This window comes from Labrys sp. WJW, assembly GCF_001676615.1.
Classification (GTDB): Bacteria; Pseudomonadota; Alphaproteobacteria; order Rhizobiales; family Labraceae; genus Labrys; species Labrys sedimenti.
In genome coordinates, this window is the sequence record NZ_LYXZ01000017.1 from 109,706 (window position 1) to 134,110 (window position 24,405).

The window sequence follows — 24,405 nt, forward strand, 5'->3', positions numbered from 1 at the left end:
TGTGAAGGAGGGCCGCCGTCCACAGTCGGTCCTGTTCGCCTGTGCGCACAATGTCGTCCGTTCGCCCATGGCGGAGGCGATCGGGCGCTATTATTTCGGGCGATCGATCTTTTTCGGCTCGGCCGGCGTGCGGCCGGGCGAACCCGACCCCTTCGTCGCCGCTGCGCTGGACGAGATCGGCATCTCGCTCGGCAAGCACCGGCCCCAGAGCTTCGAGGATCTGGAAGAACTGGAAGGGCTGAACTTCGACCTGATCATCACCCTCGCCCCGCAGGCCCACCACAAGGCGCTCGACCTCACGCGCACCCTGGCCGCCGACGTCGAATATTGGCCGACGCCGGACCCCAGCATCGCCAGCGGCAACCGCGAGCAGAAGCTCGACGCTTACCGCGCCCTGCGTGAAAGCCTGATCGACAAGATCACCGAGAGACTGGGCTGAGACCGCTGCTGCCGCGCCCGACTTCGGCCTGTTCCGGCGGATACAGTGCGAAGGTGGCGAACATCTTTCTCTCCAGGCCGTGTATCCTGTATAAGCCGCGTTGCGATTTTTCAGCTCCGCCTCTATCGTGCGCGGCAATGAACCGGAGGATTTGATGCGCGTTCTGCGTTCCCTTGCCCTTGCCGCCCTGTCGGCCGTGACCCTGACGAGTTGTTCGATGTTCGGCTCGGTGCCGCCGAACAACGTGCCGCCGACTCTGCCCAAGCCCATGGACAGCAAGGCCTCCCGTCCCTTCCCGATGAACCGCACCTTCGCGGCCATCTCCTACAAGGACCAGACCTTCAAGGACGACCGGCCGACCATCCTGGTCTCCGACAGTTATCGCGGCACCGGCTTCTCGGCCTGCAACAACTGGTCCGCCACCATCATTCCGCGCGCCGACCAGCGCATGGCCATCGGCCCCGTCGCCATCAGCAAGCGCAAATGCGCCGACCGCCTGATGCACAACGAGCAGGTCTTCCTGTTCGTGATGCGCACCTCGACCGACTGGTCTTACGACGGCTACACGCTGACCCTGCGCGGCCCCTATGGCGAGATGAAGTTCCAGCCGGCAGCGTAAGAACAGGCTTCGGGTAGAATTGAAAAGGCCGGTCCGCAAGAGACCGGCCTTTTTGCGTTGCGAAGCAGCGTTACCTCACGCCACAGCCGTGGGTTCGGAATGAGTCATCCTGCCGCTGGTATCCAGCGATGCCTCGAAGGCCCGCAAACGTTTGTGGATGGACAGCAATTCGACAATGGTCGTCCACGAATTCACCAGAAACTGGAAGGAATTGGCAACACTGTTGAAGGCGCCGGCGATTTGCTGATACAGCCCGAGCGTAAGGGCGCCAGCCGCAAAAGACGGAATCATCAGGAAGACCCCGAAGACATTGTCGGCCTGCAGATAAAGTGACCTCGCAGTATTGAAATAGGTGTAGTGCAGATAGATCCTGAAATAGTTCTTCCTTACGTTGGCGAACAATTCCTGCACCGTAATGGGGTCGGCCCGATCGACGTGATCCTCGCCATAGACCAGTTCCTTACGATAGGCCGCCTCTACCTTCTGATTGAGGAATTGCAGCCCCGGCAGCTTAATGCCGATCACGCTCAGCAATACCGTCCCGAACACTGCCCATAGGATCGCCGCCACGACCAGGGGTTGCGGGATGACGCCGACCACCGGCAAGGCAACGATATGCCGCGACAGGGACGACAGGAGTGGCAGGAATGCCACCAGCGTCATCACGGAACTCACCAGGGAAATGCCGAGCGATTCAACGATGGTGGAGAACCGCATCGTGTCCTCTTGGACACGCTGAGCAGCGCCTTCGATCGAGCGCAGGCTGGTCCAATTGTCCATGTAGAAATCGTTCATCGCCGTACGCCACCTGAAGACATAGTGGTTCGTCACGAACGAGGTGAGCACGAAGGCAGCAACGGCAACCAATGCGATAACGAGGAACGTCAATAATCCAAGATACAATTCGGACGCGGAGACGGAGTTTGGTGCAGAAAGCGCCTTCTGGATAAGATTGAAATAGGGGCCTCTCCAATTATTGATAACAACGCTGACCTGGACGCCGAAATAGGTCACGAAAATCAGAAAGCCGGATACGAGAATCGACCAATTCTGCCATCGATGCGGACTAAAAACAGCCCAAAATCCATAGAAAACGATCAGAAACACGGCGAAATAGATATAAAACCAAAGAAAAGAATTGGTCCAGAAATAGGACAAGTCGACCACGTCGCCGTCTCCCTCACCGGCAGGCAATCCGATATATTGACCCCACCATCTGGCTCCTCCGTACCAAAGCAGTATTGCGGCAAGCAGCCAGAGGCAGGCCGTCAAAAAGAAGACCTTTGGTTTTGGGAAGAAGGACGTGAACACCTAGAAAGTTCCTTTGCGTGTGAGCGCTGCAGCGCCCTTGTGGTTCTTGTATCCGCAGCCCGACCTATGGCGCTGCTCTTCTGTCATGTGACTGACCGGCAGGAGTTGGAGGAGACCGGACGAGCGGCCTAATTCTTCGGGCGAAAGCTGTGCCCGACCCTGAAAGCGGGAAGGAAAAGCTACTGTCATCGTGCCCCGAACTCCGCCAGCGGACGTTCTTCGACATGCGCAGCCTTCTCGTCCGGGACGACAGCGAGACGGCGATCGTGCAACCCGGCAAGCGAGGAGCGGTGCCCGATCGACACGATCGTGGTATCGGGCAAGGCTTGACGAAGCAGGCCGTAGAGATCGGTCTCGCTTTTTTCGTCGAGCGCGGAGGTCGCCTCGTCCAGCAGCAGCCAAGCAGGCCGGCGCAGGATGGCGCGCGCCAAGGCGATGCGCTGTTTTTCCCCACCCGAGAGGGCATTATCCCATTTGTCGTCGGCGTCGAGGCGATCGGCGAGTTCGTCGAGGCCGACCTGCTCCAGCACGTCGCGGTACTGTTTCTCTTCGAAGGCCTCCTCGCCGAGCGGATAGGCGAGCGCGGCGCGTAGCGACCCGAGCGGGAAATAGGGCTGTTGCGGCAGGAGCATGACGTCGTCTGTCTGCGGCAGCGCAATGGTGCCCCTGCCATACGGCCAGATACCGGCGATTGCACGGAACAAGGTCGTCTTGCCGGAGCCCGACGGTCCTGTCACCAGAGTACGCACCCCTTTGGGCAAGTTGAAGTTGGCTTCGCCCAGAAGGACCGCACCGTTCGGCAGGGCAACGTCGACATCCCGGCCATCGATGGCCGTTTGCCCCGTTTGCGGCAGAGCATGCACGCCGTCGTCGCGAGCCGCATTGGCCTTGGCGATGGCGGTGTCGAAGCCGGTGAGACGGTCGATGGTTGCCTTGTAGGCCGCCAGCGTGGCGTAGGACGTCACGAAGAAGGAGAAGGCGGGAATGATGTTGCCGAAGGCATCGGCGGTCTGCATCAATGTGCCCGACTTCATGCTCTCATTGGCGAAATAGGCGGGCGCGAGCAAGAAAAACGGCAGGACGAGGTTGAACTGGCCATAGGCGAAGGTGAGCGAGCCGAGTTTGATCTGCCTGACCAACAGTGCGAAGCGCATGCCGTAGACGGCGGCAAAGCGGGCCAGCAAGCCCTTCTTCTCGACGTCCTCACCATGCAAAAGTGCGATCTGTTCGTCATTCTCGCGCACGCGCACAAGGTTATAGCGGAAATCTGCCTCGAGCTTCTGCACCCTGAAGTTGATCGGCACCAAGGGGCGGCCGATGAGGTGCGAGAGATAGGTGAAGAGCACGGCCCAGGCCAGGAGCATCCACACCAGATAGCCCGGGATCTTGCTGAGGTCGAAACCACCGAGCTGGTAGGGAAACTCGGCCGAGATGCCCCATAATATGCTGACGAAAGCATAGATGCTGAGGAGTTGCGAGAAGATACCGGTATAATTGTCGTAGGAAGACAGCGTAAAGTCGCGGACGTCCTCGGCGATACGCTGGTCGGGGTTGTCGGTCTTGTTGCCGGCCAGCGACAGTCGGTAATGCACTTTGTCCGACAACCAATCGTTGACGTAGCGCTGCGAAAGCCAATTGCGCCAGCGCAACACGGCATAACCGTTGATATAGGAGTCGAGCACGCCCCGAAGTACCCAGAAGGTGGCGAGGCTGCCGAATACTCCCATTTCCGTCCAGAAAGCCGCTGCCGCCTTGTCTTGAATCGCCGTGTAGAAACGATTCTGCCAGAAATTGAACAGGACGTTCAGATAGACCAGCAGGACGTTGATGACGACGACGAAGCCGAGCAGACCGAGGGCCACTGTCCGTTCGCGCACCGGCCACTTCCCGAGAAAACCCAGATTGAGTTCGGTCCGGTCCTCGGCTTCGAAGTAGGGATTGACGAGATCGACGATGCGGCGAAGCACCGGCACGAAATAGATCAGATAATGCAGCAAGGCGAGAATGCTGGCGACAATGGCAGCGTTGGCGGGCGGCAGAAAGGCCTGGATCCCTTCCGGCAGCCAACCGGCCTCGTTCAAGGCCGTGACGGCACCCAGAATGAGAAAGGCGAAGGCAAACAGCCCCACCAGGAAGCGCAGAACTGTTGGAATGCGGGCGGCAAGGAACAAGACGGCCGTGAGCACGAGGGAGGCCAAGGGCAGATACAGGGGCACCAGGCCGATGATGGAACCTGCGGCAAAACCAATCGTGGAAACAGCACTAAGACCCGCGAGGAGTCGGATCATGAAGACGGCCTTTCAGAAATACGCCATCGGCCAGGCGAGGAATCCATTGCCTTCGACCATGCGGAATTAAGGTTAATACAACCCTCTCGTCCGCCCCCAAGCGACAGGATATTGAACATCCTTTGCCGGCCATCTCAAATGATCAAATGGTAAGGTGGTTCAGCACTTCGTGAAGTGCCCGCTTCGGCACACGAGGCTGCAGCCAATAAAAAAGACGCGCCGGAGCGCGCCTCTGAATGGGATTGAGTGAGAGGACTTCCGGTCATGCGACGCGGAGAGGCTCTCCATTCTTGTTATCGTCGATTGCCTTCACGCGAACCGGTAACCCCTCCGCCTGAAGATGCTTGTCGGGTCACACAGCCTTGAGATTGCCGGCTGCCGCCTTGCCCGTCTTGCGATCCGTCAGGATCTCGTAACCGATCTTCTGGCCTTCACGCAGTTCGGGCAGACCGGCGCGCTCGACGGCGGTGATGTGCACGAACACGTCGCGCCCCCCGTCATCGGGCTGAATAAAGCCGTAACCCTTCTGGGTGTTGAACCATTTTACGGTTCCCGTGCTCATCGATAGTCCTTTACTTCGTTCCAAAGCATGGGCGTCCCACGGAAATCCGTGCTCCGCCCGGTTTTGCGAAATTTGGGGAGGTGTCCTGAACGTGCGCCCTGCTCGAACATGAACGCACCGGCCCAGTCGTCCGGCCAAATGACGCTAAATCGATAACACAGGTTTGTCGAAATTCACAAGGGCGTGGCCTTAGCAGGCTTAAGAGGCGGGAAAGATCACAGTTCTGCCATTCCCAGCTGCCACGGCTTGGTCTAGAGCAAAGTGCGGTTTCTCCGAACCGCACTTTGCTCTAGCTCCTTGTTTCGACGCGTCTTTGCGATTCGAAATGACTCCGTCAAATCGCAAAACGCTATAGAGGCTGTGCCAGCTTTTCCTTCTCTCCCCGCCAGTGGAACCGTGCCCGGTATGACCGCTTTTCTGCGCCCCGCCCTTGTCCTGCTTGCCCTTTGCGCCGGCACGCCCGCTCTCGCCGACAGCGCCGACAGGGATTGCTCGAAAGGAGCGTCCGAGCAGCGCATTCCCGCCTGCACGCAATTGCTCGACCGGAAACTGGCCAAGTCGACCCGCGCGCTGGTGTATTTCCGGCGTGGGCAGGCCTATGCGGAAAACAGCGACGACGCCAAGGCGGTGGCTGATTTCAGCGCCGCGCTGGAATTGCGCCCGCGTGATGCCGCCAGCCTGACCGCGCGGGCCGATGCCCAGTCCCGCCTCGGGGAAATGGATGCCGCGCTGGCCGATTATGCTGCCGTGATCGCCGTCAACCGGCGCTCGGCCCTCCCGCTGATCAATCGCGGCTTTGCGTTGCTCCAGTTCGATCGCAACGAGGAGGCGATCAAGGATTTCGATGCGGCCATCGCACTCAACGGTCGCGAGGAAGAGGCCTATAAGGGCCGTGGCGATGCCCATCGCGCCCTCGAGGAGCACATGGCGGCCATCGACGACTACACGCAGGCCATCCGGCTCGACAAGACCTACAAGAACGCCTTTTACGCCAGGGCCCGTTCCCTCATCGAGATGAAGGACTATACCCGTGCCCTGGAGGACCTGCAGAAGGCGCTCGACCTCGACAGCGAGTTCGATTCCGCCTATTTCAGCCGCGCTTTCGTGCAGTGGCAGCTCGGCGATACCGAAGCCGCCATCACCGACTATACCAAAGCGCTCGCGCTCGATACCAATTTCCCTTCCGCCCGCCTGGAACGCGGACAGCTTTTCGCCGCCCTGCATCGCTATGACGAGGCGATGGCCGATTATGACGAGACCATCCGCGAACAGCCCGGCAGCGACCAGGCCTATGTCTCGCGTGGCATCATCTGGCGCGAGCTCGGGGACTACGACAATGCCCTCGCGGATCTTGCCAAGGCGCTCGAACTGACCAAAGACAAGCCCGATACCCTCAATGAACGGGCCCTGACCTATCTCGCAGCCGATCGCTATGACGAGGCGCTGCGCGATGCCGACGCCGCCATCGCCGCCGACAGCCATGTCACCGACTATTTCATCACGCGTGCGCGCATCCATGAGAGCCGGGGCGAGCGTGACGACGCCATTGCCGATTTCAACAAGGCGCTGGAGCTCGACCCCGCCAACAAGCCGGCCAAGGGCGGCCTGTCCCGGCTCGGGGCGAAGCCCTAAATCCGGCAAGAGCAGACCTCGGCCACCTCCGGGAGCGCCGGACTTGTGGGAAAGCAAGAGGCGGACGGGACGTCCGCGGTCCCAGCCTTGGCGGTTGCAGCGCAAACCTTGCCGAGGTCGCGCAGGAAACGGCGCGGCTGGGACCGCGGACATCTTGTCCGCCTCTTGCGCTCCTCAGATCTTCTCCAGCCAGTCGACCAGGCGCTGAGTGGCGACTTGGAGCTGCTCGGGGCTGCGCAGATAGCACAGCCGCATGAAGCCCTCGCCGCCGGCCCCGAAGGCTGTGCCGGGCGCGAGGCCGACATTGGCCTGATCGACGATCTCGAGCCCCAGGCGACGCACATCCGGTTTCCCCTCGACGGAGAAGAACAGATAGAAGGCGCCGCTCGCCGGAGCGAAGCGCACCTTGCCGGTGGCGCTCAGGCCGTTGATGACGATGTCGCGGCCCTGGCGGGCGCGGGCGATCTGGTGCTCGACGAAGCTCTCGCCCCGCTCCAATGCCGCGATGCCGGCACGCTGCAGGAAGGTGGCCACGCCGGAGGTGGAATACTGCAGGAGGTTCTCGATGGTCTGCCCGAGTTCGGGCGGCGCTTCGATCCAGCCGATGCGCCAGCCGGTCATCGCCCAATTCTTCGAGAAGGTGTCGGTGAAGATGATGCGATCCTCCGGCGTGCGGATGTCGCGGAAGGAAGGCGCGCGGCCGCCGGCATAGTGGAAGCGCGTATAGATCTCGTCGGCGAAGATCCACAGCCCGTGCCGGCGCGCCAGATCGAGCACGAAGGCGATATCCTCCGCGGTGGCGACCCAGCCGGTGGGGTTGGACGGCGAATTGATGAAGATACCGCGAGTACGCGGCGTGATGGCATCGGCGAGGCGCTGGAAATCGAGCTTCCAGCCCTGCTCGGTGAAGATCTGGGGCACCATCACCGGCTTGGCGCCAGCCACGCCGATGGCCGCCGCGAAATTTGGCCAGGCCGGTGTCGGCACGATCACCTCGTCACCGACCCCGGCGATCAGGCGAACCGCGGTCTGGATCGCATGCATGCCGGACTGGGTGACGAAGAAGCGGTCGGCCGAGAACGGCGTGCCGAAGAGATTGGTATGGTAGCGGGCGAGAGCTTCGCGCAGATCGGGAATGCCGCGCTGCCAGGTATAGAAAGTCTCGCCGGCGGCCAGTGACCGTGTCGCCGCCTCGGTGATGAAGGCCGGCGTCGGCACGTCGCCCTCGCCGGCCCAGAGCGGGATCATGCCCTGGCGCGTACGCCCGTAATTCATCACCTCGACAATGCCGCTTTCCGGTGCGCCGAGCGCTTCCGGCCTGAGGCCATCGAGGAAGGAAGGGGCGGCGGGAATCGTCTCGACGGCGGCAGTCACGGCATCATCCTTGCAATGGGAATGCCGGACTTTATGACATCAGTGCAAGCGGCAGAAACCAAAACTTGGAATGGTTTCCATCGCCGGCATGCATGAATGCCGGCAGCCTCTCCCGACATGCGGAAAAGGCTGCCGCATGATGGGCCTACCTTCTGGCGAGCAGGTCGCGGATTTCCGTCAGCAGCTGGATGTCGGCCGGCGGAGGCGGAGGCGCGGCGGGGGCCGCTTCCGCAGCGGGCTTCAGATTCTTGACGCGGTTGATGCCTTTCACAACCAGGAAGAGCACGAAAGCGATGATCAGGAACTTGACGGTGACGGTAATGAACTTGCCGTAAGCGAAGACCGCACCGGCCTTGCGGGCATCATCGAGCGAGACGCCTTCGGGGACCTTGGAACTCAGGCCGACATACATGTTCGAGAAATCGAGCCCGCCCGTGATGGCGCCGATGATCGGCATGATGATGTCATCAACCAACGACGCGACGATCAGACCGAACGCCGCACCGATGATCACACCGATGGCGAGGTCGACGACATTGCCCTTGAGGGCAAATTCCTTGAATTCCTTGAGCATGGAGCCTCCGCTTGTGCGTAACTGGATCGACGTCAACGCAACCAACATCTTGCGTCGGCCCCTGATCATACCAGCGCCCGCCCCAAGATCCGTCACTATAGAGAGGTAACAATTACCTCCTACGACTGGGGATGCAAGATGCCGCTAAGCCGGACGCTCCAGTTCAAACGTGCTTTCCACTACGGAATAGTCCCGATAGCCCAGGCGCGAGACCACGCGCATCGCGGCGGTATCGACGCGGCCATCGCGAATGAAGCGGTCGTCGACATGGATGCCGACTACCTCGCCGCACACGAGCCAGGCGTCGCTCGGGCCGCCCTCCGCATCGACGAGATGGATCGTCTGGGTCCAGCGGCACTCCAGCGCGGCGGCGGCACGCGCCACACGCGGCGGCTTCACCAGGCGCGAGGGCGCGGCTTCGAGCCGGGCATGCTCCATTTCGTTCTGCCCGCGCGGCAGCCTCGCGGAGGTGGCGTTCATCGCGTCGATCAGATCCTCGGTGACGAGGTTGCAGACGAATTCACGCGTCTCCTCGGCGAAGACGACGCTGTCCTTGCGGCCATCGGCGGCGAAGCCGACGAGATGCGGCCGCGACTGGAAGGCGTTGAAGAAGGAGAACGGCGCCAGATTGATGGCTCCGGCCGCCGACATCGTGGTGATCCAGCCGATCGGGCGCGGCGTCACCAGGGCCTTGAAGGGATCATGGGGTAGGCCGTGGTCGCCCTTGCGCGGCTCGTAGAACATCGCCTCAAACCTCCAGCGTCTGGCCGAGCCGCCTGAGGAAGCTGGCACAGGCCTCGAGCTCGGACAGGGCGATCCATTCATCGGCGCCATGCGCCTGCTTGATCGAGCCCGGGCCGCAGATCACGGTGGGAATGCCGGCGAGCTGGAAATGACCGGCCTCGGTGCCGTAGGAAACGGCCTGGGTCCGGTTGCGCCCGGCAAGGCGCAGGGCCAGCGTCTCGGCATAGGAACCGGGCTCGGGCGAGAGCGCCGGCACGGCTACGTCGAGTTCGGTGACGATATCCGCCTCGGGTGCGTTGCGCCTCAGCCGCGGCAGCACGATTTCCTGGCTGAAGGCACGGATCCGGTCCGGCACGAACTCCACCGGCAGGGACGGCAGGCCGCGGCATTCCCAGACGATGCGCGCCTCGTCCGGCACGATGTTGATGGCCTTGCCGGCCTGGATGAGGCCGGCCTGCACGGTGGAATAGCCCGGCTCGAATCGGCCCGAGGGATCGCCGGCCGCCTGCAGCTCGTCGGCGATGTCGTCGAGATGGCTGACGATACGGGCGGCCGCATGCAAGGCGTTGGCGCCGAGGGCCGGCATGGCCGAATGGGCGGGCCGGCCGGTGATGCGGGTGAGATAGCCGGCGAGCGATTTCTGCGCATCCACCACTTCCATCAGCGTCGGCTCCCCGACGATGCAGGCGCGCGGCAAAGGCAGGTCCCGGTCGAAGCGGGCGATCATGTCGAGGCTGCCGAGGCAGGAGATTTCCTCGTCATAGGAGATGGCGATGTGAACGGGCGCCTTGAGCTTCATCGCCAGGAAGTCGGGCACCAGGGCAAGCGCAGTGGCGACGAACCCCTTCATGTCGCAGGTGCCCCGGCCGTAAAGGCGCTCGCCCTCTAGCCGCGCCTCGAAGGCCGGCGCCGTCCAGGCCTGGCCCTCCACCGGCACCACGTCGACATGGCCGGAGAGCACCACCCCCGGCCGATCCGTCGGGCCGATGGTGGCCAGAAGAGCGGCCTTGTCGCCGGTGGCATTGGGCAGGCGGATGCTTTCGACGCCATGTCCGGCGAGATAATCGGCGACGAAATCGATCAGCGCCAGATTGGAACGCGAACTCACCGTGTCGAAGGAGACCAGCTTGGCGGTGAGTTCGGCAGGGGTATAACGTGCGGGCATGAGATTTCCGGGTGCGCGGGCATCCTGCCCGCTCTTGAAAACGGCGCGAGCAAGGAAAGGAAGAGCGGGCAAGAGGCCCGCGCTCCCAGGATCAGGCGTTCACCAGTTCTTCCGTCTCGGCCTTGTCGAAATCGTAACGGGCGTTGCAGAACTCGCAGGTCACGGTGATCGATCCATCGTCGGCGACCATGTCACGGCGATCCTGCTGCGAGAAGTTACGCAGCATGGTGGTGACGGCCTCACGCGAGCAGCGGCACTTCTCGATGATGGCCGAGCTCTCGAAGACGCGGGCACCGCGTTCGTGGAAGAGGCGATAGAGCAATTCCTCGGCCGGCACGTTGGGATCGGTGAGCTCGTGATCCTCCACCGTCCCCATCAGCAGCTTGGCTTCCACCCAAGAATCGTCTTCCTGGACATCGCCGTCGCGATGCTGCAGCACCTCGGCGCCCTCGGGCGCGTCGCCCGGCGGCAGGTCGGCCATGCGCATGCGCTCGGGCGAAGACGGCAGGAACTGGATCATCATGCCGCCGGCTCGCCAGCTCGTGCCCTCCCCGGCCACGTAATTCTCGGCCACGGCCAGGCGGACGCGGGTGGGAATCTGCTCGGACTGGCGGAAATACTGGTCTGCCGCCGCTTCCAGGCTCTCCCCCTCCAGGGCGACGATACCCTGGTAGCGCGCCATGTCCGGACCCTGGTCGATCGTCATGGCAAGATGGCCGCTGCCGAGCAGCTCGATCGTGCTGGTCTTGCCAGCCTCGATGGCAGCAGCCACCGCCTCCTTGTCGAAGGTAGCGCAGGCCCGGACCCGGTCCGGTGCCTGGAAATCGACCACCAGCATGCGAACCGGCCCGTCCGTACGGGTCTGCAAGATGAAGCGGCCATCGAATTTCAGCGTGGTGCCGAGCAGCAGCGCCAAAGCCGTCGCCTCGCCGAGCGCGCGCGACACCGGCGCCGGATAATCGTGGCGCCGCAGAATGGTATCGATGGCGGGGCCGAGCCTGACGACACGGCCCCGCACGTCCAGGCCCTCGGCCTGGAAGGGCAGGATGTGATCGTCTTCCATCAGATGGGGCTCGCTCATGCCGCGACCTGCCCCAAGCACCAGGCGAGCACGCCCTTCTGGGCATGCAGGCGGTTCTCGGCCTCGTCGAACACCACCGATTGCGGCCCGTCGATCACCTCGTCCGTCACCTCTTCGCCGCGATGGGCGGGCAGGCAGTGCATGAACAGGGCGTCAGGCTTGGCAAGCGCCATCAGCTTGGCATTGACCTGGTAGGGCCGCAGCAGATTGTGGCGGTAGCCTTCGGAATCACCCATCGAAATCCAGCAATCGGTGACGACGCAGTCGGCTCCCTCGACCATCTCGCGGGGGTCGCTGCCGATTTCCAGCCGGGCCTTGTTGGCACGGGCCCAGTCGACGACCTCCTTGCGCACGGAAAGATCCTGGGGGGCGGCAACGCGCATGGTGAAGTCGAAGCGCTGCGCTGCCTCGATCCAGGAGGTCAGCACATTGTTGGCGTCGCCCGTCCAGGTCACCGTCTTGCCCTTGATCGGGCCGCGATGCTCCTCATAGGTCAGGATATCCGCCATGATCTGGCAGGGATGCGAGAGCTTGGTGAGGCCGTTGATTACCGGGATCGAGGCGTTGGCCGCCAGCTCGCGCACCGCCGCGTGGTCGAGCATGCGGATCATCACCGCATCGACATAGCGCGAGAGCACGCGCGCGGTGTCGGCGATGCTCTCGCCGCGGCCGAGCTGCATCTCGGCACCGGTCAGCATCAGGGTCTCGCCGCCGAGCTCGCGCATGCCGACATCGAAGGAGACGCGGGTCCGCGTCGAGGGCTGCTCGAACACCATGGCCAGCACCTTGCCGGTGAGCGGGCGTTCGCCGGCAAGCTTGCCCTTGACGCGCTTGGCCTTGATCGAGGCGGCGAGATCGAGAACGGCCCTGAGGTCCTGGGTGGGAAGATCGGAAAGATCGAGAAAATGCTTCAACATCGTCAATGTCCGGCAGCCTTGAGCTTGTGCGAGAGGGCGACACAGGCAGCCTCGATTCGGCGCACGCCTTCGAGAAGCTCCTCATCCGAGATGATCAACGGCGGCAATAGCCGCGTGACATTGTCGCCGGCCGGAATGGCCACCAGCTTCTGTGCCCGGAGGGCACCGACGAACTCGCCCGGCGCCACGCGCGTGCGCAAGCCCAGCATCAGGCCATCGCCGCGGATCTCCTCGATGATGTCGGGAAAGCGGTCCTTGAGCTCGGCCAGGCGCTGGCGCAGCAGCAGGCCGGCCCTGGCGACATGCTCCAGGAATCCTTCCTCAAGCACGACGTCAAGCACCGCATTGCCCACAGCCATGGCAAGCGGGTTGCCGCCGAAGGTGGTGCCATGCACGCCCGCAGTCATGCCCTTGGCCGCCTCGTCGGTGGCGAGGCAGGCGCCCATCGGGAAGCCGCCGCCGATGCCCTTGGCCACCGCCATGATGTCGGGCGTCACGCCCGCCCATTCATGCGCAAACAGCTTGCCGGTGCGTCCGACGCCGGTCTGCACCTCGTCGAAGATCAGCAGCAGGCCCTTGGCGTCGCAGAGCTGGCGCATGCCCTTCAGGCAGGCCTGGGGCAGAGTGCGGATGCCGCCCTCCCCCTGGATCGGCTCCACCAGGATGGCGGCCGTCTCCGGCGTGATCGCCCGGTCCAGCACCTCGTGGTCGCCAAAGGCGATCTGGTCGAAGCCATCGACCTTGGGGCCGAAGCCTTCGAGATATTTGGCCTGGCCGCCGGCCGCGATGGTCGCCAGCGTACGCCCGTGGAAGGCCCCTTCGAAGGTAATGATGCGGAAACGCTCGGGATGGCCGTTGGCCGACTGGTATTTGCGGGCCATCTTGATGGCGCATTCGAGCGCTTCCGCCCCCGAATTGGTGAAGAAGACCTTGTCCGCAAAGGTGGCATCCGCCAGCCGGCGGGCCAGCTTCTCGCCGCCCGGCATCTGGAACAGGTTGGAGGTGTGCCAGATCTTCTGGGCCTGCTCGGTCAGCGCTGACACCAGATGCGGATGGGCATGGCCGAGCGAATTGACGGCGATACCCGCGCCAAAATCGAGATAGCGCTCGCCGTCCGAGCCGATCATCCACACGCCCTCGCCTCGCTCGAAAGCCACGTCCGCTCGGGCATAAGTCGGCAGGATGGCCGATGGGGCGGAATCATGGGACGGCTGAGGTTTGACGGAGGCGTTCACGGGTGTGGCTTTCAGGTTGGCAATTCTAGAGGTTTGAGACAGTCCTGGAACATCATGATGACAAGAGCAAAGCGTGCTTCGGCGAAACCGCACTTTGTTCCAACTCTTGGTTCCGACGCATCTTGCGATTGATGGCGAAGCCGCCAAATCGCAGAACGCATGGGCCAAAAAATCAAAACGCCGCCCCAAGGTTGCTGCTTGAGGGCGGCTGTTTCGACGAAAAATATATTAGGCGCGAGGGCGATGCTGTCAATGGTGGCGTTGATGGGACAGCATCGCAGAGGCAGCTATCGCCGGAGACCGGCTGCGGCACGCGCTCAATCGAACTTGTAGCTCACCCCGAAGCGGATCAGATCGTTGGAGAGCTTGACCTTGGCCCTTCCAGCCGCACCCGATACGCTGTGCGAGCCGAACCCGAGATGCAAATAGCTGAGATCGAGCACCACCTTTTCCGTCACGGCATAGGAGACGCCGGCACCGGCCGCCCAGCCGACCTTGGTGAAGCGATCGGACGTCGCCCCAAGCGGTGTGCTCAGATCCGTCTTGATCCCGCCGATCGCCAGACCGCCGGTGCCGTAGACCAGGAACCGATCGATCGGCAGCCCGATGCGCACGCGCGCGGTACCAAACCAATCCAGCCCGACCTTGACCGCGCTGTCACCCGCGATCGTACGACCAGACATGCCCGACCCAGCCAAGTCGACCACACCGCCGACCACGACGGGACCGAGGTCGTGATCGTAGCCCGCCTCGGCGCCCAGGAACCAGCTCTCGTCGTTCATGCTGAAATTCGCGGCATCCGCCGGCGCGCCCGGCACGGTATCGGTGAAAGTAAAGGTTCCAGACCCCGAGGTGAAGAAGGTGGTCGTCGTGATATCGGGACCGGCGGGATGGGCGGCACTGCCCTCGGCATGCATATGGCCATAGCCGCCGATCACGCCGGCGTAGAAGCCCTGCCAGCTGAAGACGGGCGCGACGGCATCGGAACGGCTTGATGATACCGTCTGCGCCAATGCCGGGCCGCTCATTGCCAGGCCGGCAGCGACGAGGAAAGAGGAACCGAGAAGACCACGAACAAGATAATTCATTTGAGTGACAGATCCCAATATTGCGGGATCAAGGCTATTGAATTCGTCAGGCAATTCGCAAGATGGTCACGCTGAAATAACTTGCTCCTTCGCAGGTCTGGGAATGTCCGTGATAATTAAGCAACACACTCGCAGCAAAAACACGGAACTTCGGAGGATATTCCAAAAAATGTAACACGCCTAAACGTAATCATCGCGACACTAATAAAAATCGAAGACAACAAGAGACGTTGAGGAACTACGAATATACCGAAAATTCCAGGCAGAAAAGCAATCAATATGATGAATATAGCTTCTGCTCGGAAAGAGAAGATTGCGTGAGTGTATTGATCTGGTCTTTCAAAGCCGATCGACGATCATTGGTCTGATAAACCGCTCGAGCCAGTTCGATGAAACCGGATCCGAAATCCCTACGTGACTCATGATCCCGGATGTCGTCCTCGATCGCCCACAGGCGAAGATTGACGTCCTTGAGGGCACGATAGACGGCCAGCACCTCCGGCGCTTCGCGCCCGCTATCTCGCCAGACGGCTCGCAGCAAGCCAAGCTCGTCGCTCACGCGGGCCCTGCGCATGGCGTCGGCGATGCGCTCCTGCTTGATCTCCAGGATGGAGATCTTGTCCAGCAATTCTCCATAGGACACGGGAATCAAGGCTTGGGTGGGGGCAGTCATGGCGCTCCTTTGGCCAACGCGGCGAGGCTTTCGGCAGCTTGGGCGAACGGCGAACTCCAGTCCCCCGGGCGTGCCTGTCGAAACAGCCGCATCGAATCGTACCAGGGCGATGTCTTCCCCGCATACCCCCAGCGCCAATCCGGCGCATATTTGAGCATGAGCCAGACCGGACGCCCCAAAGCGCCGGCCAAATGCGCCACGGAGGTATCGGAGGTCACGACCAGGTCGAGGCTCTGCATCAGGCCCGCCGTATCGAGAAAGGCATCGCTGCCGCCGTCGAAGGAGGCCGGCATTCGCCGCACGACCATGTCATCAGGCAGTTGATCGAGCTGATCGAGACCGAAATTCTTCTGAAGGCTGATGAGATTGACCCCCTTCACCCGAGCCAGCGGCGCAAACTCGGTCAGCGGGATCGAGCGTCCGCGGTCGATGGCACCTTGCGGATTGCCCTGCCAGACCACACCGATATTGAACCCCTCCGGCAGGTGCCCAGCCCATGCCTCGACACGATCGGGCCTGGCCGCCAGATAAGGGAGGCCCTCGATGTCTTCGCGCGGCAGGCCAAGACGATGTGGAATGCTCATGAGGGGCGCGTAGACATCGAAGAAACCGGCCTCCTCCGGCGCGGCGAATACCGACAAATCGGGGAAGGCCTCGGCGATGATCGCGCGCAAGGGCGGATGCACCTCCAGACGAACCTCGGCGCCCCGCGCACGGAGGAGCCGCGCAAAGCGACAGAACTGCAGGGCATCGCCGAGGCCCTGCTCATGATAGAGAAAAATGGTCTTGCCGGTGATGTCCTCGCCGCGCCATTCCGGCCGATCATCGACGAATGTGCGATAGCCGTCGGTACGGCGACGCCACTCATATTCGCTGAACCCTTCGCGATAATCGCCGAGGCCAAGGAGATAGAAACCCAGGGCGAGATGCGCGTTGGCATCGGCGGGCTGTGCCTTGACGGCCCCGCGAAAGGCTGCAAGGGCGGCGTCGTGCTCGCCCCTGGCAGCGTGAATGCCGGCGATATTGAAATAGGGATCGACGCTCCGAGGCTTTAGCGCAGCGATGCGCCCCTGCACCGCCAGCGCCTCGTCGTAAATGCCATGCTGCTGCAGGTGAAGGCCGAGGTTGAGCAAGCAATGTGGGTTGGCGGGCGCCAGCTCGCAGGCATGCTGCAATGCATGATGCGCTTCTTCCTTGTGGCCGAGAGCGTCATAAGCCGCACCGAGATTGCTATGGCCCTCCGCATAATCCGACTGCAGGGTGATGGCCCGCCGGAGGACCCGCACCGCCGTTTCGAAGGCACCTTTGCGCAACAGGGCCAAGCCGAGATTGTTGTGCGCCGGTACGAACCGGGGCATGAGGGCAATGGCACGCTGATGCGCCTCTATGGCTCCCTCGATCTCGTCCTTTTCCAGCAGCGCCGCACCGAGATTGGTATGGGCTTCCGCATAGTCCGGCTTGAGACGCAGGGCTTCGCGATACGCCACGACGGCCTCGTTCCAGCGTTTCTGCACGGCGAAAGCGTTGCCGAGATTGCGAAAGGCTTCCCCGTAGCCCGGCCGCCAACCGATGGCCTTCTGGTAAGCCTCGACCGCGCCGGCCATGTCACCCTTCTCCTGAAGGGCAACACCGAGATTGCGCCAGGCTTCGGCATTGCTCGGCTGGGCGGCAATGGAGCGACGGAATTGCGCGATCGCCTGGTTCAATTGCCCCTGCTGCTGCAGGCAGACACCATAGAGCCGCAGAGCCGGGCCGTTAGTCGGCTGCAAAGCGACCGCCTTGCGATAGAGCGACTGGGCTTCGGCCAGCCGGCCAGCCTTATGTGCCCGGACAGCTTCGTCCAACAGGGCGTGCGGAGACTGCAACATCACGGCATTCGATCACTGCCATGTCCGGACTTGTCCGGCGAGGGGACCATGCCGTTTTCCCGGCGCCGCCAACGGCATTTCTTCTCCGTCGGCACTTCCTCGACAGGAAGACCCGGCCAGGCCGTCACTTCGATATATCGGGCGGCGTTGCTGTGCATGGCTGCGGGCCGTCTAGAGGCGGGAATCGGCCTTTGAATAGGTGAAGACAGGCCGGTTGGAAAGAGCGAGCATAGCCGGAAGCCGCATCCCGGCAGGCCAGGCGGCGCTGCAGCGATCGCTTTTCCCGTCTCCGAAGAATGGCGGAGCAATTTGGGCCGGTTTCCCTATCGCAAATTGCTCCGCAAGGCTCACGTCTCAATCGCGGTGCTTGGTGCCGTCCGGCTGCGCATGATGCTGAGGCTCTTCGCTACGGCTCGCGGCGAACGCCTTGTGCCCGGTTCCACCGAGCGATGCCGCCAACAAGGCTTGCGTCGGATCGGCGCCCTTGAAACCGGCCTGGGCCAGGATTTCGTCGAGAATGGGCTTCTGGGCGGTGAAGCTGAGAAGCTGGCTGGACAGGTCGCCGATCGGATGACCGGCCTCGCCGTTTCCTCCATTGCCAACGGCACCGGCCAGCCCGCCCGCACTGAAGATCCGGATGTCGGAGATCTTCTCGATCGGCTTCATTGCCTGTTCGAGCGCCTGGGGCACGATCGCCACACGCGCCTTGGCGAGCTCGAAGCCGATGACACTTTCGGCCAGCGCATTGCGCGCTTCGTTCTTGGCCCGCTCGGCCCGCGCTTCCGCCTCGCCCAGTTCGATCACGCCGGTGGCGCGGATCTTGGCGGCCTGCGCCTCGGCATCGGCCTGGATCTTGGTAGCCGCGGCGAGGTTCTCGGCGGCCTGGCGTTCGGCCTCGGCCTTGACGGTGATGGCGGTCGCCTCCTGTTCGGCGGCCTTGCGGGCATCGATCACGGCGATGCGCTTGGCACGCTCGGCGATCTCGACCTCACGGGCCGTGGTCACCTGCTCTTCGGCAGTGATGGCGGCCGCCTTGGCCTCATCGGCCTTGGCACGGGCGGCCTGCTCCTCCTCGATCTTGCGGGCCACGGTGATCGCCGCGTCGATACGGGCGGTCTCGGTGATCTTGCGGGCCACGGCTTCGCGCTCGGCGATGCCCTGCTCGGCGCCGATACGCGCCGCCTCGCGGGCCTGGCGGGCCTCGGCATCGCGCTCGGCGATGCCTCGATCGGTATCGAGCCTGGCGGTTTCCTGGCTCAGGCGTGCCAGTTGCTCGGCCTTGGCCGTCTCTGCACGCGTTTCCGCCGTCTTGTTGGCGATATCGCGTTCCTGGGTCAGTTCGGCGTCACGCTGCTCGCGCTCGATGGTCAGGCGCCTCAGGACTGCCTCCCGGTCCTTGGTGGCAATCTCCACCTCGTTGTCGCGCACGATCTGGTTGCGCTCGCGCTTGCGTTCCTCGGTGATCTTGGTGAGCGCGGTCAGGCCCTCGGCGTCGAAGCTGTTGTTCGGGTTGAAATGCTTGATGTCGGTCTGGTCGAGGCGCGTGAGCGAGACCGATTCGAGCTCGAGCCCGTTGGACTGCAAATCATGCGCCACCGCCGCCTGCACCGATTTGACGAATTCGGCGCGCTGCTCCTGCAGGTCGCGCAGCGACATCGTCGCCGCCACCGAGCGCAGGCCGTCGACGAACTTGGCTTCCACCAGGGTCTTGAGAGCATCCGCGTCGTTGGTGCGATCGCCCAGGGTCTGCGCAGCCAGCGCGATGTTCTCGGCATCGGGCTTCACCCGGACATAGAACTCGGCGGTGATGTCGGCACGCATGCGGTCCTTGGTGATCAGCGATTCATATTCCGAGCGCTTGACCTCGAGCCTGAGCGTGCTCAGCGACACCCAGGAATAGGAATGGAAGATCGGCAGGATGACCGAGCCGCCGTCGAGCACCACTTTCTTGCCGCCGAGCCCGGTCCGCACATAGGCCTTGTCGCGCGTGGACCTGGTGTAGAGCGTCGTCATGATCACGCCGATGACGACCATCGCCGTCACGATGACACCGGCAATGAGCCCCACTGAGAAGAAATCCATGATGGTTCAGCTCCTGTTGCTGTCGCTGTCGAGTGCCTGCGGCGCGGGAATGGCCTGGAAGAGGCCGTCGACCCCGTCCACGATCAGCACCAGCGCACCCGTCTCGATGACATGCCCCGGCGCGGCTTTCGCGCGCAGGGCGTGGAAATTGTCGTAGCGGTCCTTGACCCGCACGCTGCCGGGATTGCCCTGGTCGAGCGGCCCGATGGTCACGGTGCCGATCAGGCCGATGAACTCGTCCTGGCTGAGCACGCTGGTTTCATCGCGCGGGATGATCCTGCCGACGCCCCGGCCCAGCCAGCGCGTGGCGGGGATTGCGGCCGCCAGTGCGCCGGGCACCGAGATCACCGCCGGCAATGGCCCGGCGAGGCTGGAGGCCACCGCCTGAATGGCAAAGCCGAACACGGCGAAAGCGGAAAGCAGGATGACGATCAGCACCAGCAAGGGCACGCCGCCTGCATTGAGCCAAGAAGCCCAGGCGCCAAGCAGGCCGGTATCATGGTCGCCGAGCGCATGATCGCCCGGACCATGAAAACCAAGACCGTCATCGAGCAGTGCCGAGACGGAGGCGCCCAGCAGCATCGAGACGAGTTCGACCACACCGAGGCCGACCACTGTCAGCAATGCCACCCAGAAGGGTGCCGTACCCGGCTGGACGAGGCTGTCCATCATCGCTGGCCATCCTTGAAGGCTCTGAGCCGCGCCTCGATCGCGTCCTGGCGCTGCAGCTGGCCGAGTTCTTCGACTTCGGCGGCGCCGGTGGTCGGCTTGACTGGCACGCCGGTCACCCGCTCCACTGCCGCCAGCGCGTCGGCGAGCCGCTGATCATTGCGCTGCGAGGGCGTCACGGCGGCAGGTGCCGCGCGCTCCGCCCGCTTGGCATCCTCCAGCCGCTTCTGGGCGTCGGCCCGGGCCGAGGCAATGCTGCGCAGCGTGGTTTCGGCCTCCGCGATCTCCCCCGCATTCTCGGCGATCGCCTTGGAGAGCGCTTCGCGCTGGGCTTCCAGATCGATCTGGACGCCGGTCGCGGCGCGGGCGAGATCCTCGCGTCCTTTCTCCAAGCCGATCCTGATCTTGCCGTCGAGGTCGCGGATCTCGGCATCGAGATCATCGGCCTTGGCCTTGAGGCGGTGCCCGGCGGCGACAGCGACGCCGAGCGCGGCGCGCGCCTCTTCGGCGATCTTGCCGATCTCGCGCACGGCCTGCTGGGCGACGGCGGTGGGATTGGCTGCTTCCGCCGTATCGACCGCATTGTTGACGACACCGGCGATGACCCGCCCGAGCCGGGCGAGAATACCTTCGTTGGACATCGGGGTCTCCTTTTGAGGGTGGATGCTGGCCTGCACGCCGACATCGATACGCAGCGACGGACCTTCGAAGACGAGGCGGGCTTCGGCGAAATCATCCCAGCCACCGTGATAGCCGCTCACCGAATAGGGCATGACCACCCGGCCATCGATGGTGGCGATGCTGACGCTGTCCGGCCCCTTCACGGCGAACAGCTTGGAGTCGAGCGGAATGTCGTCGATCGGCGAGCCCGGCTGCCGCCGGCTATGGTCGCGCAGGGCCAAGGTCGCCATGCGCGAAGGCAGACCCGTCTTCAGGCGGATCTCCTCATAGGCCTCCTCGTGAAGGGCGACGAGATTGGCCCCCTTGGTTCCGTCGAGAATGGCCATCGCCTGGCGGTAGGCAATGAGGGTCGCCTGCAGCGCGCCGCGATCTTCGGCGGTCGGCGCCAGGACGAAAACCATGGTGGCATCAGGCTTTCCGATCATGCCGAATATATAAAGCACTTCCTTGTTGCTTTCAATGGCAAGGCCTGGTTTTTCGGCGTACTAGGTCAAAATCGAAGCATGAACACCGGCCTAAGGCCGCCCGCACGTCAGTTGACGCTGCGCTTGGCGTAGGGGCTGTCGAGAGAAAAGGCCGGAATGGCGACCTCGAAAGTCTCGCCGCTGTCGGCCACCATGAAATAGGTGCCGACCATCAGACCGGACGGCGTTCCCAGCGGGCAGCCGGAAGTGTATTCAAAGCGCTCGCCGGGCTCCAGCACGGGCTGTTCGCCGACAACGCCCGCGCCCCTGACTTCCTCGCGGCGACCATTCTCGTCGGTGATTTCCCAGGCCCTCGACCGCAGTTGCACCGTTTCCGGGCCCATATTGGCGATCTCGACGGTATAGGCCCAAAAATAACGCCCATCCGCCGGCCGCGATTCCTCGGCAAGGAAACGGGGGCGGACCGTCACTTTGATATGCCGCGTGGTGGCGCTGTACATGTTGTGATTTACGCATTCACGGGCTCTGCCGTCAAACCCTTATGGTCTGACCATTGCAGACTCCGTCGCGACCCTTCATGCTTTGCGGGTTTCCGTGCACAGGACCTGCCATGGCCACGCCCGTCATTCTCGTCGATCCCCTGCCGCGTACGCTCGAACAGATCATGGCACCATCGGTGCGAGCCCGCCTCGAACGCCTCGGACGCCTGGTCATCAGCGAGGCCAGGCCGATGAATGACGACGAGATCGAGGCGTTGCTGCCCCATGCCGTGGCCATCATCGGGCAGACGGCAATGTCCGCCGAAAGGCTCGAGCGGGCCCCGCGGCTCAAGGCCATCATCAATGTCGAGACGAATTTCCTGCCGAATATCGATTATGCCGCCTGCCAGGCGCGCGGCATCTGGGTGCTGACACCGGCCTCCGCCTTCGCGGCCCCTGTGGCGGAAGCCACGCTCGGCCTCGCCCTCGACCTCGCCCGCGGCATCAGCGCCGCCGACCGGGCCTTCCGGGCCGGTACCGAGACCTATGGCCTCGAGGCCAATCTCGACACGATCCGCTTCGAAGGCGCCCCGGTCGGCATCATCGGCTTCGGGGATCTCGGCCGCAAATTCCGAGAACTCGTCCGCCCGTTCCGCAACGAGGTCAGGGTCTACGACCCCTGGCTGCCGGCGGAAACGATCGAGCGCCTGGATTGCCGGCAAAGCGATTTGGACACGTTGCTGGAACGCAGCCGCTTCGTCGTGGTTTTTGCCGCCCCCACCACGGAAAACGCCCATTTCATCGGCGCACCGCAATTTGCCCGCATGCAGAAGGGCTCGGCCTTCCTCTTGATGAGCCGGGCCGCCGTCGTCGATTTCCCGGCGATGATCGCGGCCGCGCGCAGCGGCCATATCCGCGTGGCCACCGACGTCTTCCCGGCCGAGCCGGTTCCGGCCGACGATCCGGTGCGAACAACGCCGAACATGGTGTTCTCGGCCCATCGCACCGGCGGAACCAGGGATGCCCTGTTCGAGATCGGCAGCATGGCGGTCGCCGATCTCGAGCTCATCCTCAAGGGCCTATCGCCGCAGCTCTGCCGCCGCGCTGATCCGTCCGTCGCCAGCCGCCTGCGCTCCCAGCCGGTGAGCAAGACCTGACCGAGATAAAATTCCGGCGATTGCCCATGCTTGGGGCCAATCTCAGGAAACGTCGCAGGCATTTGAGGTCCTGCAGATTTCTCCATTACACTCGGTGGCGAGCAACCTAGCCAGGAAAAACGCCATGGATCGCCGTCGCCTCGAAATGACCGTGTTGATGACACCGGACATGGCCAATTTCAGCGGCAAGGTGCATGGCGGCGCACTGCTCAACCTGCTCGACCGCGTCGCCTTCTCCTGCGCCTCGCGTTTTTCGGGCCAATATGCCGTGACGCTGTCCGTCGATCAGGTGATGTTCAAGGAGCCGATCCAGGTGGGCGAACTCGTTACCTTCCTGGCCTCGATCAACCATGCCGGGCGGACATCGATGGAGGTCGGCATCCGGGTGGAAGCGGAGAACATCCGCTCCGGCATCCGTCGCCACACAAACTCCTGCTATTTTACCATGGTGGCGGTGGACGATGAGGGACGCCCCTCGGCCGTACCGGCCCTGGACGTGAAGGGGCCGACCGAGGAACGACGCTATCGGGCGGCGGAACTGCGCCGGACCCTGCGCCGCGAGATCGCCGCCCGCCTGGAGGCTGTGGCCGAGACAGGCGTCGACAGCGGGGGCTGACGGGCGTCGCGATCGGCATGTCAATTTCATCGAACGTAACGATCGAGATTATGCAGGTTTTCGGCATGTCCATTTCAGGGCATGCAAATCTGCAGTCGAGGCTGCGCGAGCGCCTCTTCCGCTTTGGCAAATTTCCATTGAGAGAGAAATTCTTCTCATGTCCAAGACCTTTATCGACCACGTCAAGACCCGCCGCACGCAATATGCCCTGGGCAAAACGCTGCCCAAGAGCGAGGAAGAGATTTCACTGCTGATCCAGGACGTGATCAAGCATGTGCCTTCCTCCTTCAATTCGCAGAGTTCGCGCGCCGTGATCCTGTTCGGCAAACAGAGCGACAAGTTCTGGCACCTGACCAAGGAAATCCTGCGCAAGATCGTGCCTGCCGACGGCTTCGCCTCGACCGAGGCCAAGATGGATTCCTTCGCCGCCGGCGCCGGTACCGTGCTGTTCTTCGAAGACCAGGACGTGGTGAAGAGCCTGCAGGAGCAGTTCCCGCTCTATGCCGACGCCTTCCCGGCCTTTTCCGAGCAGTCCGGCGGCATGGCCCAGTTTGCCGTGTGGACGGCGCTGGCCGAGCATGGCATCGGCGCCAGCCTGCAGCATTACGCGCCGCTGGTCGACGAGGCTGTGCAGAAGGAATGGCATGTGCCCAAGTCCTGGAAGCTGCGCGCCCAGATGCCCTTCGGCTCCAATGAGCAGCCCTTCCCCGAGAAGAGCTTCATGAA

At 63.1% G+C, this 24,405-nt stretch carries 23 protein-coding genes; 6 read left to right on the forward strand and 17 right to left on the reverse strand.

The window, feature by feature from the left end:
- The first annotated feature begins 1 nt into the window (after position 1).
- Positions 2-439: a low molecular weight phosphatase family protein gene (locus BA190_RS11915; RefSeq protein ID WP_068286749.1), complete on the forward strand. Its 438-nt coding sequence runs from the start codon at positions 2-4 to the stop codon at positions 437-439.
- 154 nt (positions 440-593) lie between these two features.
- Complete coding sequence (locus tag BA190_RS11920; RefSeq protein ID WP_068286751.1) at positions 594-1,058, forward strand: META domain-containing protein; 465 nt, start codon at positions 594-596, stop codon at positions 1,056-1,058.
- 75 nt (positions 1,059-1,133) lie between these two features.
- On the opposite strand, the gene sbmA is transcribed toward BA190_RS11920, so the two are convergent.
- From sbmA to BA190_RS11935, 3 genes are all read right to left on the reverse strand, one after another.
- Positions 1,134-2,369 (reverse strand): peptide antibiotic transporter SbmA, encoded by a 1,236-nt coding sequence (sbmA, locus tag BA190_RS11925; RefSeq protein WP_068286753.1) that lies wholly within the window; start codon positions 2,367-2,369, stop codon positions 1,134-1,136.
- 185 nt (positions 2,370-2,554) lie between these two features.
- Entirely contained in the window at positions 2,555-4,657 is a 2,103-nt protein-coding gene (locus BA190_RS11930) for an ABC transporter ATP-binding protein/permease (protein WP_068286756.1), read from the reverse strand.
- Positions 4,658-5,009: 352 nt separating this feature from the next.
- Positions 5,010-5,219: a cold-shock protein gene (locus BA190_RS11935; protein WP_068286760.1), complete on the reverse strand. Its 210-nt coding sequence runs from the start codon at positions 5,217-5,219 to the stop codon at positions 5,010-5,012.
- Positions 5,220-5,624: 405 nt separating this feature from the next.
- Between BA190_RS11935 and BA190_RS11940 the strand changes: the two genes are divergently transcribed.
- Positions 5,625-6,851, forward strand: a complete 1,227-nt coding sequence (locus tag BA190_RS11940; protein ID WP_068286764.1) for a tetratricopeptide repeat protein — start codon at positions 5,625-5,627, stop codon at positions 6,849-6,851.
- 174 nt (positions 6,852-7,025) lie between these two features.
- Here BA190_RS11940 and BA190_RS11945 read toward each other — a convergent pair whose 3' ends face one another.
- From BA190_RS11945 to apaG, 14 genes are all read right to left on the reverse strand, one after another.
- Complete coding sequence (locus BA190_RS11945) at positions 7,026-8,225, reverse strand: pyridoxal phosphate-dependent aminotransferase (protein WP_256390528.1); 1,200 nt, start codon at positions 8,223-8,225, stop codon at positions 7,026-7,028.
- 145 nt (positions 8,226-8,370) lie between these two features.
- Positions 8,371-8,799 (reverse strand): large conductance mechanosensitive channel protein MscL, encoded by a 429-nt coding sequence (gene mscL / locus BA190_RS11950; protein ID WP_068286768.1) that lies wholly within the window; start codon positions 8,797-8,799, stop codon positions 8,371-8,373.
- A gap of 144 nt (positions 8,800-8,943) precedes the next feature.
- A complete protein-coding gene (locus tag BA190_RS11955; protein WP_068286773.1) occupies positions 8,944-9,543 on the reverse strand; it encodes a flavin reductase family protein in 600 nt (199 codons plus the stop codon).
- A gap of 4 nt (positions 9,544-9,547) precedes the next feature.
- Positions 9,548-10,708, reverse strand: coding sequence for an acetylornithine deacetylase (argE, locus tag BA190_RS11960; RefSeq protein WP_068286777.1), 1,161 nt, complete (start codon positions 10,706-10,708; stop codon positions 9,548-9,550).
- A 91-nt stretch (positions 10,709-10,799) separates the two neighbouring features.
- Entirely contained in the window at positions 10,800-11,789 is a 990-nt protein-coding gene (locus BA190_RS11965) for an Hsp33 family molecular chaperone (RefSeq protein ID WP_068286780.1), read from the reverse strand.
- Positions 11,786-12,706, reverse strand: a complete 921-nt coding sequence (argF, locus tag BA190_RS11970) for an ornithine carbamoyltransferase (protein ID WP_068286781.1) — start codon at positions 12,704-12,706, stop codon at positions 11,786-11,788. The genes BA190_RS11965 and argF overlap by 4 nt, the downstream gene beginning before the upstream one ends.
- Before the next feature lie 2 nt (positions 12,707-12,708).
- Positions 12,709-13,941, reverse strand: a complete 1,233-nt coding sequence (locus BA190_RS11975) for an aspartate aminotransferase family protein (protein WP_068286783.1) — start codon at positions 13,939-13,941, stop codon at positions 12,709-12,711.
- 317 nt (positions 13,942-14,258) lie between these two features.
- Positions 14,259-15,029, reverse strand: coding sequence for an outer membrane protein (locus BA190_RS11980; protein ID WP_068286785.1), 771 nt, complete (start codon positions 15,027-15,029; stop codon positions 14,259-14,261).
- A 274-nt stretch (positions 15,030-15,303) separates the two neighbouring features.
- Positions 15,304-15,702 (reverse strand): DUF6165 family protein, encoded by a 399-nt coding sequence (locus tag BA190_RS11985; protein ID WP_068286786.1) that lies wholly within the window; start codon positions 15,700-15,702, stop codon positions 15,304-15,306.
- Positions 15,699-17,570: a tetratricopeptide repeat protein gene (locus tag BA190_RS11990; RefSeq protein WP_068286789.1), complete on the reverse strand. Its 1,872-nt coding sequence runs from the start codon at positions 17,568-17,570 to the stop codon at positions 15,699-15,701. Before BA190_RS11990 ends, BA190_RS11985 begins: the two co-directional genes overlap by 4 nt.
- Positions 17,571-17,924: 354 nt before the next feature.
- On the reverse strand, positions 17,925-19,652 hold the full coding sequence (locus BA190_RS11995) for a flotillin family protein (protein ID WP_068286792.1): 1,728 nt from the start codon (positions 19,650-19,652) through the stop codon (positions 17,925-17,927).
- Positions 19,653-19,658: 6 nt separating this feature from the next.
- Positions 19,659-20,324, reverse strand: coding sequence for an OB-fold-containig protein (locus BA190_RS12000; RefSeq protein ID WP_082979675.1), 666 nt, complete (start codon positions 20,322-20,324; stop codon positions 19,659-19,661).
- Positions 20,321-21,427 (reverse strand): PspA/IM30 family protein, encoded by a 1,107-nt coding sequence (locus BA190_RS12005; RefSeq protein WP_068286794.1) that lies wholly within the window; start codon positions 21,425-21,427, stop codon positions 20,321-20,323. Before BA190_RS12005 ends, BA190_RS12000 begins: the two co-directional genes overlap by 4 nt.
- Positions 21,428-21,534: 107 nt before the next feature.
- The gene (gene apaG / locus BA190_RS12010; protein WP_068286796.1) at positions 21,535-21,927 is read right to left on the reverse strand and encodes a Co2+/Mg2+ efflux protein ApaG; all 393 of its coding nucleotides are present in this window, start codon (positions 21,925-21,927) and stop codon (positions 21,535-21,537) included.
- A gap of 110 nt (positions 21,928-22,037) precedes the next feature.
- Between apaG and BA190_RS12015 the strand changes: the two genes are divergently transcribed.
- From BA190_RS12015 to BA190_RS12025, 3 genes are all read left to right on the forward strand, one after another.
- Entirely contained in the window at positions 22,038-23,063 is a 1,026-nt protein-coding gene (locus BA190_RS12015) for a hydroxyacid dehydrogenase (protein WP_068286800.1), read from the forward strand.
- Positions 23,064-23,187: 124 nt separating this feature from the next.
- Positions 23,188-23,679 carry an acyl-CoA thioesterase gene (locus tag BA190_RS12020; RefSeq protein ID WP_068286803.1) on the forward strand — a complete coding sequence of 164 codons (492 nt, stop codon included), beginning with the start codon at positions 23,188-23,190 and terminating at the stop codon, positions 23,677-23,679.
- Between the two features lie 157 nt (positions 23,680-23,836).
- Positions 23,837-24,405 (forward strand): nitroreductase family protein (locus tag BA190_RS12025; protein WP_068286808.1); only part of this gene is annotated, 569 nt, incomplete at its 3' end.

Excerpts from the sequence above, each read along its gene's own strand:
- BA190_RS11920 (WP_068286751.1), top strand. The coding sequence starts at position 594 with ATGCGCGTTCTGCGTTCCCTTGCCCTTGCCGCCCTGTCGGCCGTGACC.
- BA190_RS11930 (WP_068286756.1), bottom strand. The coding sequence starts at position 4,657 with ATGATCCGACTCCTCGCGGGTCTTAGTGCTGTTTCCACGATTGGTTTT.
- BA190_RS11935 (WP_068286760.1), bottom strand. The coding sequence starts at position 5,219 with ATGAGCACGGGAACCGTAAAATGGTTCAACACCCAGAAGGGTTACGGC.
- BA190_RS11940 (WP_068286764.1), top strand. The coding sequence starts at position 5,625 with ATGACCGCTTTTCTGCGCCCCGCCCTTGTCCTGCTTGCCCTTTGCGCC.
- mscL (WP_068286768.1), bottom strand. The coding sequence starts at position 8,799 with ATGCTCAAGGAATTCAAGGAATTTGCCCTCAAGGGCAATGTCGTCGAC.
- BA190_RS11955 (WP_068286773.1), bottom strand. The coding sequence starts at position 9,543 with ATGTTCTACGAGCCGCGCAAGGGCGACCACGGCCTACCCCATGATCCC.
- argE (WP_068286777.1), bottom strand. The coding sequence starts at position 10,708 with ATGCCCGCACGTTATACCCCTGCCGAACTCACCGCCAAGCTGGTCTCC.
- BA190_RS11965 (WP_068286780.1), bottom strand. The coding sequence starts at position 11,789 with ATGAGCGAGCCCCATCTGATGGAAGACGATCACATCCTGCCCTTCCAG.
- argF (WP_068286781.1), bottom strand. The coding sequence starts at position 12,706 with ATGTTGAAGCATTTTCTCGATCTTTCCGATCTTCCCACCCAGGACCTC.
- BA190_RS11980 (WP_068286785.1), bottom strand. The coding sequence starts at position 15,029 with ATGAATTATCTTGTTCGTGGTCTTCTCGGTTCCTCTTTCCTCGTCGCT.
- BA190_RS11985 (WP_068286786.1), bottom strand. The coding sequence starts at position 15,702 with ATGACTGCCCCCACCCAAGCCTTGATTCCCGTGTCCTATGGAGAATTG.
- BA190_RS11990 (WP_068286789.1), bottom strand. The coding sequence starts at position 17,570 with ATGTTGCAGTCTCCGCACGCCCTGTTGGACGAAGCTGTCCGGGCACAT.
- BA190_RS11995 (WP_068286792.1), bottom strand. The coding sequence starts at position 19,652 with ATGGATTTCTTCTCAGTGGGGCTCATTGCCGGTGTCATCGTGACGGCG.
- BA190_RS12000 (WP_082979675.1), bottom strand. The coding sequence starts at position 20,324 with ATGATGGACAGCCTCGTCCAGCCGGGTACGGCACCCTTCTGGGTGGCA.
- BA190_RS12005 (WP_068286794.1), bottom strand. The coding sequence starts at position 21,427 with ATGATCGGAAAGCCTGATGCCACCATGGTTTTCGTCCTGGCGCCGACC.
- apaG (WP_068286796.1), bottom strand. The coding sequence starts at position 21,927 with ATGTACAGCGCCACCACGCGGCATATCAAAGTGACGGTCCGCCCCCGT.
- BA190_RS12015 (WP_068286800.1), top strand. The coding sequence starts at position 22,038 with ATGGCCACGCCCGTCATTCTCGTCGATCCCCTGCCGCGTACGCTCGAA.
- BA190_RS12020 (WP_068286803.1), top strand. The coding sequence starts at position 23,188 with ATGGATCGCCGTCGCCTCGAAATGACCGTGTTGATGACACCGGACATG.